Origin of the sequence: Parasphaerochaeta coccoides DSM 17374 (genome assembly GCF_000208385.1) — a bacterium.
GTDB classification, from domain to species: Bacteria; Spirochaetota; Spirochaetia; order Sphaerochaetales; family Sphaerochaetaceae; genus Parasphaerochaeta; species Parasphaerochaeta coccoides.
Map to the genome: position 1 here is coordinate 1,991,952 of NC_015436.1, position 15,190 is coordinate 2,007,141.

Annotated in this window: 10 protein-coding genes and 1 pseudogene; 3 read left to right on the forward strand and 8 right to left on the reverse strand. The window is 52.3% G+C overall.

What is annotated here, in order from left to right; all coding sequences use genetic code 11:
- Window positions 1-60 precede the first annotated feature (60 nt).
- Window positions 61-1,518 (forward strand): NAD(P)-dependent malic enzyme, encoded by a 1,458-nt coding sequence (locus SPICO_RS08565; protein ID WP_013740271.1) that lies wholly within the window; start codon window positions 61-63, stop codon window positions 1,516-1,518.
- Window positions 1,519-1,633: 115 nt separating this feature from the next.
- Here the strand turns inward: SPICO_RS08565 and SPICO_RS08570 are convergent, their stop codons facing one another.
- Window positions 1,634-5,233 (reverse strand): fimbrillin family protein, encoded by a 3,600-nt coding sequence (locus tag SPICO_RS08570; protein WP_013740272.1) that lies wholly within the window; start codon window positions 5,231-5,233, stop codon window positions 1,634-1,636.
- Between the two features lie 691 nt (window positions 5,234-5,924).
- On the opposite strand from SPICO_RS08570, the gene SPICO_RS10600 reads away from it, so the two are divergent.
- The gene (locus SPICO_RS10600) at window positions 5,925-6,140 is read left to right on the forward strand and encodes a hypothetical protein (RefSeq protein ID WP_367576185.1); all 216 of its coding nucleotides are present in this window, start codon (window positions 5,925-5,927) and stop codon (window positions 6,138-6,140) included.
- 41 nt (window positions 6,141-6,181) lie between these two features.
- Here the strand turns inward: SPICO_RS10600 and SPICO_RS10620 are convergent.
- From SPICO_RS10620 to ptsP, 4 genes and pseudogenes are all read right to left on the reverse strand, one after another.
- Window positions 6,182-6,826: pseudogene (locus SPICO_RS10620) on the reverse strand (LA_3659 family protein); the annotation flags it as partial.
- 29 nt (window positions 6,827-6,855) lie between these two features.
- A complete protein-coding gene (locus SPICO_RS08580) occupies window positions 6,856-7,584 on the reverse strand; it encodes an HAD family hydrolase (RefSeq protein WP_013740274.1) in 729 nt (242 codons plus the stop codon).
- A 3-nt stretch (window positions 7,585-7,587) separates the two neighbouring features.
- Window positions 7,588-9,231, reverse strand: coding sequence for a ribosome biogenesis GTPase Der (gene der, locus SPICO_RS08585; RefSeq protein WP_013740275.1), 1,644 nt, complete (start codon window positions 9,229-9,231; stop codon window positions 7,588-7,590).
- Window positions 9,212-10,978, reverse strand: a complete 1,767-nt coding sequence (gene ptsP, locus SPICO_RS08590) for a phosphoenolpyruvate--protein phosphotransferase (RefSeq protein ID WP_013740276.1) — start codon at window positions 10,976-10,978, stop codon at window positions 9,212-9,214. Before ptsP ends, der begins: the two co-directional genes overlap by 20 nt.
- 206 nt (window positions 10,979-11,184) lie before the next feature.
- On the opposite strand from ptsP, the gene SPICO_RS08600 reads away from it, so the two are divergent.
- On the forward strand, window positions 11,185-11,820 hold the full coding sequence (locus SPICO_RS08600; RefSeq protein WP_013740277.1) for a GerMN domain-containing protein: 636 nt from the start codon (window positions 11,185-11,187) through the stop codon (window positions 11,818-11,820).
- 74 nt (window positions 11,821-11,894) lie between these two features.
- On the opposite strand, the gene SPICO_RS08605 is transcribed toward SPICO_RS08600, so the two are convergent.
- The 3 genes from SPICO_RS08605 to rny are packed head-to-tail and all read right to left on the reverse strand — an operon-like array spanning window position 11,895 to window position 15,038.
- Window positions 11,895-12,677 carry a TlyA family RNA methyltransferase gene (locus SPICO_RS08605; RefSeq protein ID WP_013740278.1) on the reverse strand — a complete coding sequence of 261 codons (783 nt, stop codon included), beginning with the start codon at window positions 12,675-12,677 and terminating at the stop codon, window positions 11,895-11,897.
- Window positions 12,678-12,680: 3 nt separating this feature from the next.
- Window positions 12,681-13,481 carry a TIGR00282 family metallophosphoesterase gene (locus SPICO_RS08610; protein ID WP_013740279.1) on the reverse strand — a complete coding sequence of 267 codons (801 nt, stop codon included), beginning with the start codon at window positions 13,479-13,481 and terminating at the stop codon, window positions 12,681-12,683.
- A 24-nt stretch (window positions 13,482-13,505) separates the two neighbouring features.
- Window positions 13,506-15,038: a ribonuclease Y gene (gene rny / locus SPICO_RS08615; RefSeq protein WP_013740280.1), complete on the reverse strand. Its 1,533-nt coding sequence runs from the start codon at window positions 15,036-15,038 to the stop codon at window positions 13,506-13,508.
- Window positions 15,039-15,190 lie beyond the last annotated feature (152 nt).

The window sequence follows — 15,190 nt, forward strand, 5'->3', positions numbered from 1 at the left end:
TTCTTTTCAGCATATGCCTTCTTTATTGACCGATATCATCTCTTAAGAAAGGAACCGATCATGAGCATCAACTTATCACTTGACAATCTTGAAGCATCATTTCCCGCGGACTTCACGGAAGACCAGAAGGCGGCAGCAAAAACTCTGTTCTATAAGAATCTGGCTTTGGCAGCACATACCTTCTACGGCGGCAAGATACAGGTCGTGCCTAGCTGCGGGGTGTACGGTCTGAACTGGTTCAACGCGTGGTATACCCCTGGCGTGTCCAAAATCTCCACGACAATCCGGGACGATAATGATACATCCTTTGCTCTGAGCTCCCGTGGAAACATGGTAGCCGTGGTTTCCGACTCCACCCGCGTCCTTGGTGACGGAGACTGTACGCCTCCCGGCGGACTGGGAGTCATGGAAGGAAAGGCAATGCTGATGAAATATCTTGGCGGCGTTGATTCCATCCCCCTTTGTATTGATTCCCGCGATGAATCAGGCAAAAACTCTCCTGAGAAAATCATTGACTTCGTCAAGATGGTTCAGCATTCTGTCGGCGCGGTTAATCTGGAGGACATCAGCCAGCCAAATTGCTTCAAGGTTCTCGACGAGTTGCGCGAAGCCTGTGACATTCCGGTGTGGCACGATGACGCCCAGGGAACAGCCTGCGTCACTCTTGCCGGTCTGCTCAATGCATTGAAACTGACCGGTCGCTCATTGTCTGACGCCAAGATTGTGCTTCTGGGAAGCGGAGCTTCCAACTCCACCATTGCCCGCCTGATTCTGGCTGATGGCGGCGACCCCGCAAAGATGGTTGTCTTCGATACCCGCGGAGGGTTGCATGCTGACCGCAAGGACATTGAGGCTGACAAGCGTTATTACAGGAAATGGGAGCTGTGCCAGCAGACGAATCCCAAGAAAATCAACGATATCGCCGAGGCATTGAAAGGCGCTGATGTACTCATCGCCCTGTCCCAGCCTGGGCCTGATACGGTCAAGAAGGAATGGATTTTCGGCATGGCGAAGGATTCCATTGTCTTTGTCTGCGCAAACCCTGTTCCTGAGATATGGCCTTATGCCGCTCATGAGGCAGGCGCTGCCATCGTGGCGACCGGACGCGGGGATTTCCCCAACCAGGTGAACAATTCCGTCTGTTTCCCTGGCATCCTCAAGGGCGCGTTGATAGTTCGCGCACGCAAGATTACTGATGCCATGGCCATCCGTTGTGCGCATTCGATTGCCGACTTCTCGGAGAAGTTGGGAATTTCCAGGAACAACATCATTGCAACAATGAAGGAAACCGAGCTGTTCGCCGTCGAAGCCGCCGATGTAGCTATGCAGGCCATTGCCGATGGCGTCGCCCGTGTCAACCTCACGTGGCAGCAAGTCTACGATACCGCCCTTGCGGATATCAAGGCTAGCCGCAAGCTGACTGATGACATGATGAAGCTCGGTCACATCCAAGAGCCTCCCCAGAGTATGCTTCAGGAAGCCTTGGACAAAGCAATAGCGGAAATAAAGAAAAAATAAGCATCAGTGTGCTGGAATCGGACAGAGGGGGTATTGCGAGACTTTTGCAATACCCCTTCCCTATGTTTCCCGCTTGTTCAAGCTATGCGGCCAAATCTTTGCACCTGTCTCTTTGTCAGGGTACAGGAGCATTCTTCAACACAGGATATCCGTCACCGGTAGCGAAATTCCAAATTCCCGCACTCCATGTCTCGTCCGCAGTCCAGTTAAGGGGATTAAGCCAGAAGGACGGATTGCTGAAGTCACTGTTCTGAACCAGTGTCACTTCACTGGAAGTAAAATCAGTGCCCTGATTGTTTCCCGTCCATACCAACGCTGGTGGCGGGGAGGCAGGGTCAGAAGCATAGCGGCGGGATGAAAGAGAGGGGTTCGTGGAGGGGAGTCCGGTACGGGAACCGATAAAGACCCCCATATGGGGATTGGTATCCAGCGCCTCAATCTTCTCCGTGATTATCGCAGCGAGGCTCCTTAGATTTCCCAGGTCATAGAACAACAGACCGCCGAATCCGCCGACGTAGGACCCTCCTACGATGGATCCGGTGACGACGTAAGAGTTGGTGATAATACCGCTCTGGCTGGAATGTAATCCGAAGAATCCTCCCACATAAGATGAAGTACTGCCCGTAATGTCACGAACACGGACGTAGGAGTTAGACACATTCCCACTGTTAAAAGCTCCTACAAAGCCTCCGGTTGCATTCGAATTATTACCAATGATTTCTTCCTCTATCAGTACAGAACATTGCGAGATGTCCGCATTGTACTGCTCTCCGATGAACCCACCGGCGTATCCTCCTGTACTTCCGACGTCTTTGTATATGCTACCCGTGACGATTGCCGCGCTTTCCTCTATTTTCTGCGGCACTCCACTATTGTACGGCACCCTTCCCACGAATCCGCCTATATTGGCATGCCCATGAATGCCCCCTCCGACTTCCACACGGCTCTTCATGATTTCAGTTTGACTTCCGCTCATCAGTGCGGCAAAGCCTCCGACCGCCGACCCTGTGCCTGTGCCTGTGCTGACGATGTCTTCTTCAACATAGATTCTGATTTCTTCAATATGCGCACCATTCATGATTTGTCCAGCGAAGCCGCCGACTAAGTCGCCTCCTTTGACGGAGCCGTTCATGACAACTCTGACGTCAGATACATCGGTGTTGCTGATGGTTCCGGCGAAACCGCCGACGGAGGCACCTCCGTCGATGGAACCGGTCACAACAACCGTGATGCCGGTTATCAAGGAAGAGTTGGCAACATATCCGGCGAAACCTCCCGTGTGAATGGTAGTGGTAGCTGAATCCGATCCGGAAACGGTAATGCTCCCGACTTTCGCTGTCGGATATATCGCCGAGCTTCCAGCATGGCTGATTGTCCCACTATCATGCATATAGCCAACGAAGCCGCCTGTAAACAACATAGTACTATCAGTGGAAGATATGGTATCTATCACGGCGGTCGAATTTGTTATGGATGTCGTGTCACCACCTTCTTGGAGACCGACAAAACCACCAACACTAAGAAGACTTCTTGTAACCAATGTTTCTGCGTCAATCTCGCCAATGTCTGTCCATGAATCGCTTATCGTCGCAGAATTGAGATATCCCACAAAACCACCGATACGGACAAGCATAACCTCTCCTGCGATTGTGACTTTCCCTTCCGGCATCTCCACGAAACAGTTTTCGATACTCGCTCCGTCATCGTTGACTCCTGCAAAACCACCGACATTCATCCATCCTTCCACCAAGGAGGAAGCTCCCCTGCCCTTGGCACTGCTGTCAACTATACTGCTCCCCGAATTGAAGGAGCGCCCGACGAACCCTCCTGCCGAACCAGTGTGGCTATCACTGCTGTTATAACCGGTGGTGACCACCCGATCAAAGACTGTCGATACATTCTCGATGGAACCACTTTTATTACTGCCGACAAAGCCTCCGGCATATAGCCTGCCGTCCACCGTACCTGCGATGGTATCGACGCGAGGTGACTCCGGGAGGAAAGAGATCTCTCCAGCTTCAATGTATCCTGCGAAACCACCAGCATATGCGCCGCTCACCCTATTGCTCACGGCATAGCTGTCCGTTATATCCCTGTTGTAGTTGCGCCCTACGAACCCTCCGGCATAACCGTCCGCTATGGAGCTGTTCACGTTCCTGACAATGGCATGGCTGTCTGTTATCACGCCACTGTTGTCAGCTACAAAACCTCCCGCAAACCGTACGCCATGGATGCTCTCGGCGATGACCTTGCTGTCCGTTATCTCTCCTGCCCCTTCATCTGTGTCATTAATGGCGGCCAGCCCTCCCGCCATGTTTCCTTTGACCATCGCATAGCCCGTGGAATTTCTGATGACTCCCCCGTTCATCCCGACCAAGCCGCCGGCATAAGCCGTTCCATCACCTTCCACATGCCCGCTCACGAAGCAGTCCTCTATCATCCCCATATTCACACCCGCCAAGCCGCCAACTATATAACTGCCACCTGTATTAGTTCCTCTGACCACCACGTTCGTCAGGCCAAGGTTATTCACGGTTGCAGTATCGGTTATCATCCCAAAGAAACCTACATTTGCCGCCGAAGACGTAATCCGCAGCCCGTTGACCACATGGGACTTCCCGTCGAAAAACCCGTTGAAGACTACGTTCGGCCATGTCAGGTCATTTGTTGCCAGGTATTCCCCCAGCTCTATGTCATGGACTAGCTCGTAGTAAATGCCGGACGTACTGCCGTATGTCTCCAGCAGGTGCATCAGCCCATGGGCCGTATATATCATGTAAGGGTCATCCACCGTTCCAATTCCCGTGTAGTCACTCCCAAAAGAACTACTTCCCCCTTTCGTCCACGTCGTCACGCCCACCGGATTCACCTCAATGCCCCACCCCGTGAGCTTCACACTGTAGGTGCTGTGGTATCCCGCCTCGAAACCCTTAGCGTCCGGGATGTTCCACGTATACGTCCTCCCGTCCAAAAGCGTGAAGACCATCGTCCTATCTGGATAGGTGCCTCCATCATGCGGCACGATAATCGCCACTCCTGCCGTCCCCGCCGCGTTCACCGGCACTTTTCCTCCTGCCGCATCCGTCTGTTCGTTGCTTATGCTTCCATTTTCAAAATTAATGTCCGCTGTGGTTGGCATGCTGTAGTAACGCACGCTCAGCCCCGCAAGGTCACCCGTTTCCAGCCCTGCTCCCGCGCTGATCTCCAGCGTCAGCTTGGAAAGCTTGTGCTGGAAGGTGAGATCAACGTCTACGGGCACGTCCCTGCCCACCCCTTCCACACGCGCGAAGATTAGGTCATCCTCATACGGATTCGCCTGGTTCCTTACGTCCACCTTGTAGATGTATGCGGACCCTTCGTTCAGCTCTGGGGTATCTTGGTAGGGATAATAGGCAAACAAATCCACCTCGGTGCCGTCTGCCGGAAAGAAGGCGTCCCCCCAGAACTTCCCCGTCAGGGAATCATACGTGTAGGGGTAGTTCACCACGCCGTTCAGGATGTTCCCCGGCTCCACACTCTCACCTGTGGAAACCATGTACAGCCCTATCTCATCTCCCTCTTCCCACTCCCATGAGCTGTCAGGATTCCCCACCACACGAGCGGAGAAGGCTATGACCGCCTTCTGTGCGACCGGCGGATGCAGATCCTGGATGCAGGAGGACAACACTAATACGAGTACAATAAGAGCCAGCATTGCTATAGGGGACTTCTTCATAAAGCGCAACCTATTCTCTGGGACTCTGGGACTCTGGGACTCTGGGACTCTGGGACTCTGGGACTCTGGGACTCTGGGACTCTGGGACTCTGGGACTCTGGGACTCTGGGACTCTGGGACTCTGGGACTCTGGGACTCTGGGACTCTGGGACTCTGGGACTCTGGGACTCTGGGACTCTGGGACTCTGCACATGCTACATTCCTAGAGGGAACTACTTATTCTTCGTAAATCCTGTGGTGTCCGCTTCGCTCCCGGTCAAAGGTCATTCATCAGATACAACGTACCTACACTAACTCAGCATAATTATAGCAACTTTGCAGAAATTTGCATCATATAAAAAAATATGATTTTTTATAAAAAAAGTATGACACAAAGGGTTCCTCTACACATGAATGAGGCGGTCTTTTTCAGAATTGGGAAGTTAAGTATTCATATCTACTTTGGATCCGATTGATGGAGCATCAAGGGGAATAGCAAGAGGATTGTCACTCTTGGTCATCGTCCAGAAGAATCTCCTCCTCGTCCCCCGCTGGAACGAACAAAGGACGCGCTTCTGAGTATGCTGTACGCTTTCTGATTCCCATTGGTTCAGGTTCATCCATTGGTTCGGATTCATCCATTGGTTCGGATTCATCCATTGGTTCGGATTCATCCATTGGTTCGGATTCATCCATTGGTTCGGATTCATCCATTGGTTCGGATTCATCCATTGGTTCGGATTCATCCATTGGTTCAGGTTCATCCATTGGTTCAGGTTCATCCATTGGTTCAGGTTCGTCCATTGGTTCAGGTTCGTCCATTGGTTCAGGGTCGTCCGCTGCCATGAATCGAGTGGAAGGGTCAGAAGCATGTATCGCTTCCACGGAGGGCATGGTTTTCTGCTTCTGCTCCAATTCATGCAGATAAAGCTGGACAGTTCCGACCATCGCCCGGAAAGACTCATCGGCATGACGAGTACTGGTAGCAAGGACATCTTCGACATGCTGAACAGCCTCCCCCGCCAAGGCATGCACGGATTCCTGTGCCTGGGAAACGATGGAAGATGAGAAACTGTTAATCTCCTGCATATGGCCATCAAGTCCTGCCCGTGACACCTGCATGGCATCGAGCAGCTCCTCATGATGGGCAGCAATCATATCAGAGCAAGAGTTCAGGCTGGCATGCAGAGCATCAATCCTTTCCTGTACGCTATCCATTTCCTTGATATTCCGCTGGACGACGGCAATCCTGTCTTCCGCATGGGACGTCATGGAAGAAAGCTCGGTCAGAGTCTCGCGGTAATAGTCCGTAACATCCTTCATGCCGTCCAGTTCCACGGCATTGCGCGACAACTGCTCCAGTCTTTCATCCACAGCTTCAACAAGGCGTTTCATCCGTGTCTCACGATCCACAAGCTCTGCGCGTAACTCATCCGCATCCTTCTTGAGACCGGCGGTCATGAGGGACAGTTCCTTCCTTTCCTTTATCACGAAATCACGGATACGTTCCGGACGCAAGGCACTGGCATCCTGCTTGCGCTGGACATATATGATGAGAAGCGTAGAAAGAAATAAGAAAATGGGAAGCCCGATGGCAATGAAATACAAGCTCATGTCCTTACCTCCGGCACATGCTGATTATATCAAAAGAACTGTCGGGAAAAGTCCGCCCAAGACGTACAAATCAAATCCGCATGGGGAAAGTCGGTTCGCTTCCCGCCGCCGATTGAACGTCTTTCAGCAAGGAGGCAGCTTTTCATGCCCATTCCATACGCTCCCTCGACATCCTTATCATAACTGTCACCAATGTATAACACAACCGAGGGATTAGGATTTCCCATTTTTTCCAAAAGATATGAGAATGCGGCAGGATGAGGCTTGAGATACCCTGATTCCTCGCTGCTCACCGCAACATCGACCAGAGCGGACATCCCCATGCTGTCAATCTTCCCCGCAACAGGAAAGTCACTCATCACGCCCAAGAGCATGCCGTTGTCCTTCATCTGCACCATGGCATCCTTCACATGAGGGAAAGGACGGAGATTATGGTATGATTCCTCCCAACGCCCATATATATGCCGCACGAACGCATCTTCCACACGAGAAAGATTTTCTTCAGTCGCAGGCATGCCCCGCCTCTGCAATACAAGTTGCGCCTGGCGGCGTCGCATGCCCTCCAATGTCGCGGGAACGGTGGGAACCGCATTTTGAGACTGGCGGAACAGCGAACGCATTTTCATGAAGCGTAAGGCGGTCAGTGCATGGGGAAAGAGGGTGGCAAGCATCTTCCTGTTAAGTATCGTCTTGGGATACAAAGTCCCGTCGATATCAAAACATACGACTTTGATACCATTTTCTCTCCACCACGCCATAATCTAGCCTTTTGCCCGCTTCTGTTCCATACGGCCTTTTTTCTGCTGGGACTGCTTGCGGGATACCGCGCGACGCTCATCAGCTTTTCCTTTCGCCGCCTTGTTGCCCGGCTTCCGTGCCTTGGGAGCCGCCTTTGCCCGGCCTCCACCCTCCGGCTGCGCCTTGCGGGTATCGGATGCAGAGGCTGGTTTTCGGGGCTTTTCATTGTCCGCCGGAACGGAAGATTTCATCTCCCCTTCCCCTTCGGAACGGAGGGAGGCCATTCCCGCAGGATTACGCCGCCGTTCGCGTAATTCCACCTCTATGGGAATGGAAGGGAAGCCCAAGTCCCTGCGGATGCTGTTCTTCAGGAACTGCACGTATATTTCCGGGAAACCAGGCTTCTTGTTCACGAAGAACAGGAAGCGCACCGGAGCAACGCTGACTTGCGTCCCATAGTAGACCTTGAAATATCCGGAACTGCTACGGGGAGGTTGATAGGCTTCACTCCATCTTTTCAGGGCATTGTTCACATCGGCAGTGTCCACCCTTTTGTTCAGCTGACGCCACACGGCATAGACTGTATCGAGCAGGATATGGACATCAGTCGCCTTGAGCGCGGACACCCCTACCAGAGGCGCAAAGGTGAGAACGGGGAACAAGAACCTCACGCGGTCCTTGATTGCTTCAAGTTGGTTCTGGATGCCGCTCAGAGCGTCAATCTTGTTCAGGACAAGAACAACTCCTTTACCCCGCCGGACAATCAACTGCGCAATCTTCTTGTCCTGATCGGCTATGCCTTCTTGCGCATCGATCATCAGCAGGACGACATTGCTCTCATCGATTGTCTTGATGGCACGGTTGACCGAATAATATTCGACATCCTCATCAACCTTGCTTTTCCTCCGGATTCCCGCGGTGTCAAGGATGGTGAATGGTGTTCCCTTGTAGAGGAAATCGCCGCTCACTACGTCGCGGGTCGTGCCGGGGATGTCGCTGACAATGGAGACTTCCTGCCCGACCAAAAGGTTCGTCAAGGTGCTTTTCCCCGTATTGGGCTTTCCCAGGACGGCCAGCTTGATGCGTTCGTCCTTCTGCGGCAATACATCGAAACGCTCGTCCAGATCAAGCATGCCCATCAGAGTATCTTCCAGGTCTCCGATACCCAGCCCATGGGCGGCTGATATGCCGACGACACGTTGATACCCAAGGGAATGATAGTTCCAGACCAAGGTTTCCCGGTTGTAGTCATCAACCTTGTTCACCACAAGGACGGTTTTGTCCCCGTAGGGGCGCAAATGCTTGACCAGCATCTCATCTTCAGGGGTAAGCGTGGTACATTCGAGCAGCAGTATCAGGACATGGGCTCGTTCAAGTATGCTCAGGCTTTTCTCCGAAACAAGATGATCCAAGCCTTCTCTGTCCAGCTTCACTCCTCCGGTATCGACCAGCATGACACTGTGTCCTCCGAGCATCCAATGTTCGGAGACGGGGTCACGGGTAACGCCGGGCGTGGGATCGGTAATCATGCGACGCTTTCCCACCAGTCGGTTGAACAATGTGGATTTACCGGTATTAGGCCTTCCTACGATGGCAATGAGAGGGAGGGTTTCGTCAAGGGATGCTACGGACTGCACTCCTGGGACGCTAGGTTGTCGATCTGTCATGAATTGTTTTCCTTATGTAATCTTCAATTTCCTGGGCGTTGGTCAGGTTCAGGGCATGGAGCGCCATCTCACGAGCGGCATCATATGAAATGGACCTGATTGCCTTTCTTACGTCCAGCAAGCTCTGGGAAGTCATGCTCAACCCATCGATTCCCAAACCCATGAGCAGCAAGGCTCCCGTCGTAGTACCCGCCATCTCTCCGCAGGACTCAACTGTTATGCCTGCCTGATGAGCATTGTCTATGATGATCTTCAACAGTCTCAGAACCCCAGGATGTAACGGCCGGTAAAGATACGCGGTACGGCTGTTCGACCTGTCAACCGCGATAGTATACTGGATAAGGTCATTTGTTCCAATAGAAAAGAAATCAACCTTCCGGGCAAGGATGTCGGAACAGAGCGCAGCGGAAGGGACTTCAATCATGGTGCCGACCGTGATGTCTTCATCAAAAGGCATGTTCCGGGAACGAAGCTCCGATTTTGCCTGTTCCAGTATTTTCAGAGCCATTTCAAGCTCTAACAGGCCACTGATCATCGGGAACATAATCCTCACCTTCCCGTAAGCGGAAGCACGCAGGATGGCGCGCAGCTGGGTGAGGAAGATAGCTGGTTCCGCCAGGGTGAAACGGACTGCCCGCCAGCCAAGGGCTGGATTGCTTTCACCCAGTTCCATGCCAGGGATAATCTTGTCTCCGCCGATGTCCAGAGTCCTGATTGTCACGGCTCCTTGTGCTTCCATGCCTTTGACCATGGCACGGTACGCGGCAAACTGCTTGTCCTCGGAAGGCAGGGAATGGGAATGGATGAACAGGAACTCGGTACGGTACAGACCTATGCCGTCACAGCCAATCTTGGCCAGCATGTCCAGTTCAGCCAAGACCTCGACATTCGCTTTCAGGGGGATGAACTTGCCGTCGGTGGTCACTGCCTTGTGGAACGCCAAATCCCTGACCGTGCGTTCCCATGTCGCCCAACGTCCTTCGCAGAAACTTTGCATGCGTGAATGGTCGTCGGGCTCCATCCGTATGATGACTTCGCCTTCCGTTCCATCTATGAAAATTTCATCATCGCCTGCAATCTGATCCAAGACATCCCTGACCGCGACGACGGCGGGAATATTATAGGAACGGAAAAGAATGGCGGCATGGCTGGTTCGGCTGCCGTCGGCAAGGATGATTCCCTTGACATGGGAGCGATCCATGTCCATGACTTCCGAGGGAAGCACGCTATCACAGACCAAGATGACATCCTTGTCAGTCTTCACAATCTGCCCATGGTCAGTTCCGGTCAGACTCCTGATGATACGCGTCCCCACATCTTTGATATCTACGGTACGTTCAGTGAGGACGGCATCCTTTTGCGCGGCCTCAAGGGAAGAAGTGAACAAATCACAGGCTCTTTCCACTGCCCATTCGGCATTGATGGCGTCCGTACGAATCAGGTTCTTCACCGTGGCATGAAATTCAGAATCTTGAAGCATCATCAGATGAGTGTCGAGTATGTCCGCATGTTCATGGGAAGCCGGAGAAACGGAAGCGTCAGGAGCGTCGGAGAAAGCCATGATATCGGTTTTCACAGCTTCCACGGCGGAATCAAACCGCGCTTCCTCACTGTCGGCAAGCGCATGTTTCCGGGTCTTGCTTCCCCTTATCTTCGTATGGGGAATCATCTGTTTGGCATGCCTGTACACCAAGGCAGGACCCAAAGCCAGCCCCTGCGATGCCCCGATTCCCGTCAATACCTTCATATCTCTATACTATAAGGAGTTTCCATGCCCCTGTAAAGAATACGGTTTCCAGATACGCCCTCATATATCCTGATGTACCCTCATGAACTTTCCTGAAACAAAGTTCCGGCAGAGTTTCTGAAACGGGGTAGTACAATTCTATAGAGAGCCTGTGGAGAAATAAAGCCGATGCTGACGAATCTTCTGTTTTCGGCTATCCTCATCTTATGCACGGCGATGAATATGACAGCGGATATCTCACTCATCCTCCCGTTGAAAACGAGCAACAGGAGAAAGCTAAAGAAAAACCGCGCCGCCATTATATGCTGCTTGCATGGCTGGTTCTTTTTGCCGTCAGCATAGTGATGGCCGTGGCTTTCCTGCCCCGAACCATGGCTTCCATAGAAGAAAGCGGCGTCCTTCCTTTGCTCAGGGAATGGCAAAGTCGTTCTGAATCCGCCGTTTCCCCTGACTATCGCACTGTAGAAGCGGCCTTGTTTTTTCCGACATCATCTTCAGGGGATATACAAAATGTTACCCTCTACCAGAAAAGGACGGGCAGCGGACTTTACCATGATACGATGGAGGCACTACTCGCAGGTCCTGACAGGGATGCCTTGGCACGGGGTGCCATCACCAGAATACCTTCCGGAACAAGGCTCATCGGGCTGACTGTCAGCTACTCGATTGCCTACATTGACCTGTCAGAAGAATTTCTCGCCGCATTCAAGAACTCCGCTTCCCCTATGCTGCCGAACCCGGCTTATCACCAGATACTGCACACCATGAAGAAAACTGGTCTGAGGGATATTGTCCTCCTGATTGATGGTGTTCCTCTCAAGGATGTCCTGGAAAAGATGTGACATGATCCGAAGGAACGGGGAAGCCAGGGGAAACTGGGGATGATGCAGGTTTCCGGTTCAATCGGAAATACAGTTCAATCGGAAACAAAAGCAGATGAGAGCATGGCATCCTTGTCCATGCCTTTCCCCTGGACAAGAAGGACAAGAAACTCAGTATTTCCGCCTTTGAGTCCTTCCAAGGGAGAACGCACAATATTACGCACGCCTACCCCATCCGCTTCAAGGATATCATGGACATGCGCCATCACATCACGGAGAACGGTTTCTTCCCGCACCACGCCGGTGAATCCTGGCATGTTCTTCGGAGTCTCGAACTGCGGCTTGACCAAGGCAACAAGCCAGCCCATTTTTGTCAGGGAAAGAATATGTGAGGCGGCTCCCGCGATGGAACGAAACGAAAGGTCGCAGACTGCTGCGTCGGCAGGCGGCTCAAGTACCTCGACAGTCATGATGTTCTGTTTTTCATGGACGATGACCCTGCTATCGGTACGGAGCTTCCAATCAAGCTGGTTATAACCCACGTCCACGCTATGGACACATGCCGCACCATGTTGGAGGAGACAATCAGTGAACCCTCCGGTAGAAGCTCCTGCATCAAGCATGACCAAGCCAGAGACAGAAAGCGAGAAAGCATCAAGAGCTTTTTCCAGCTTATAGCCTCCACGGGAAACATATCGGGGAAACTCCAGGGCAATCTCGGCTGAGGCAGGCACGCATGCCTTTTCATCCGTGATACGGGCTCCATCAACCATTACGTTCCCACATGCAATATAACCGCGCAACCGTTGTCGGTCATGTTGGGGAAATCTTCGGACGAGCACATCGACCAGAAAGGGGTGACGGGACTGTCCGGCCATGGTTCAGCCTCCATAGGAACGGGCAATCCGTTCAAGTTTCACGGCTTTCCCTGTCCTGACATCAATGGAGCAGCAGACTCCCTGTATCCACCCTGGAGCATCGAGGATTTCACTTTTCAGGGGCATCTGGGTCAACTGGCGTTCAATTGACAGCGTGGGATCGGAACCGATGACACTGTCCCTGGGGCCGCACATGCCGATGTCACTGATATAGGCTGTACCACCGGGCAAAATGCGCTCATCGGCTGTCTGCACATGCGTATGGGTTCCGACCACCAGAGATACTTTGCCATCCACATGAAAGGCGAAAGCCTCTTTCTCATGGGGAGCCTCGGCATGGAAATCGACAATGATCACAGGTGTCTGGCGGGACAGTTTCTCCAGCATCTCGACACCGACACGGAAAGGACAGTCCAAAGGCGGAAGAAACGTTCGTCCCTGGAGGTTCAACACTCCGACCTTATGCCCCGCAACCTCAACAACCACGGAACCATGCCCCGGAACTCCGGGAGCATAGTTGGCAGGTCTCAGAAGGCGCGGCTCATTGTCCAAGGTCGGACGCAATGTTTCTTGCTGCCAGATATGATTGCCACTGGTCACAACATCCACACCCAGGTCAAAGAACTGCCTGAGTTGTTCGTCGTTGAGACCAAAGCCATTGGCGGCATTCTCTCCGTTCAAGATGACAATATCCGCCCTGAACTCTTTCTTAAGAGCCGAAAGCCCCATGAACAAGGCTCTGCTGCCTGGCTTGCCACAGACATCGCCAAGCACCAGAGCCGTAAGAATCTTGGAATTATCCACGTTCTTTCCCTACATCAGACTATATCAGCGAGCGTATTCCACCACGCGGGTTTCCCTGATGATGGTGACCTTGATGCGGCCTGGATATCTCAACTCGGCCTCAATGCGACCGGAAATATCCTTGGCAATATCCTTTGCCCCTTCATCAGTGACAGAATCACTGTTGACCAGTATCCTCAATTCACGACCGGCCTGGATAGCATACGCTTTGTCCACGCCGTTAAAACTTTCCGCAATATCCTCAAGGCTTTCAAGACGCTTGATATAGTTGTCCAAGGATTCGCGGCGAGCACCGGGGCGGGCAGCACTGATTGCATCGGCAATCTGCACGATTACCGACTCGACCGTCGTCGGTTCGACATCGTTGTGGTGGGAATGGATGGCGTTGATGACCTTCTGATCCTCTCCAAGCCGTTTGGCAAGCTCCACGCCAGCTTCAACGTGACCAGAATCATCTTCAGTCTCGATTCCCTTTCCAACATCGTGCAACAGACCGCCTCTGCGGGCAAGTTCAGTATCCGCGCCAACCTCGGACGCAATCATCCCTGCAAGAATAGCCACTTCCTTGGAATGAGCAAGCACATTCTGGCCATAGCTGGTCCGGAAGTACAGCCGTCCCAATGCCCTGACCATTTCTGGACTTATGTTGTGGATTCCCAGATCGAATACTACCTTCTCTCCTTCATCAGCGACGATGCGGTTCACTTCACGCGTCACCTTTGAAACGACTTCCTCAATCCGCGCAGGATGGATGCGGCCATCTTGAACAAGACGCTCCAAGGCTACCCGTGCAATCTCCTTGCGCACCGGATCAAAACAGGAAATAACAACAGCCTCTGGAGTATCATCAATGATGATATCCACACCGGTCAGCGTCTCCAGTGCCCTGATGTTCCGTCCTTCCCGTCCAATGATACGACCTTTCATCTCATCATTCGGCAGTGAGACAGAAGCTACGGACACTTCCCCGCTGACTTCTGTCGCCAATCGCTGGATCGACGTGACAATGATGTCGCGGGCTACTTTGTCAGCCTTAAGTATGGCTTCCTGCTCAATCTTGTTTACCAGTACCTGAGAATCCCGGCGAACATCATTCTGAATAGTCTCAATGATGGTCTGCCGCGCTTCCTCGGTCGTCATGCCGGCGGTTCGTTCCAGTTCCCTGAGCAGCCGTGTTTCCAGTTCAACGGCTTTTTCTTCCTGTCCGGCAATACTTTGTTCCCTTTCCCCCAGTTGCTTCTTGACAGCATCCAGTTCACTTTGTCTGCGCTCTAAGTTCTCTTCCTTCTGCAAAATCCGGCGTTCAGACCTCTGCAGCTCATTTCTTCTTTCTCTCGCTTCCCGTTCTTGCTCCTGCTGCTCCTTGAGCAACTGGTCACGGGTTTCAAGCATCAGTTCCTTGCTTTTTGCCTGAGCTTCCTTGATTGCTTCCTGATTCAGGCGTACCGCCCTCTGTTCAATCGAAGTAAGCTTAATCTTTGCATACAGCAAACGGATCAACCAACCTAGAATTATGCCAATAACACAACCAAGGAGGGTTGACAGATATACATTCATAACACCCTCCATGATAATGTTACATATAATACGTGAGTCACATGCGGATGTCAAGCGACTATCGTGGACAAGATACATCTATTTGTATTCATAGAAAAGAGATAGAAACACAAAAATCCATATTCCCCAGGAAAGGAGTCAATAATGGATTA

Coding starts and splice junctions, on each gene's coding strand:
- SPICO_RS08600 (WP_013740277.1), top strand. CDS start 11,185: ATGCACGGCGATGAATATGACAGCGGATATCTCACTCATCCTCCCGTT.
- der (WP_013740275.1), bottom strand. CDS start 9,231: ATGACAGATCGACAACCTAGCGTCCCAGGAGTGCAGTCCGTAGCATCC.
- SPICO_RS08570 (WP_013740272.1), bottom strand. CDS start 5,233: ATGAAGAAGTCCCCTATAGCAATGCTGGCTCTTATTGTACTCGTATTA.
- rny (WP_013740280.1), bottom strand. CDS start 15,038: ATGAATGTATATCTGTCAACCCTCCTTGGTTGTGTTATTGGCATAATT.
- SPICO_RS08580 (WP_013740274.1), bottom strand. CDS start 7,584: ATGGCGTGGTGGAGAGAAAATGGTATCAAAGTCGTATGTTTTGATATC.
- ptsP (WP_013740276.1), bottom strand. CDS start 10,978: ATGAAGGTATTGACGGGAATCGGGGCATCGCAGGGGCTGGCTTTGGGT.
- SPICO_RS08605 (WP_013740278.1), bottom strand. CDS start 12,677: ATGGCCGGACAGTCCCGTCACCCCTTTCTGGTCGATGTGCTCGTCCGA.
- SPICO_RS08565 (WP_013740271.1), top strand. CDS start 61: ATGAGCATCAACTTATCACTTGACAATCTTGAAGCATCATTTCCCGCG.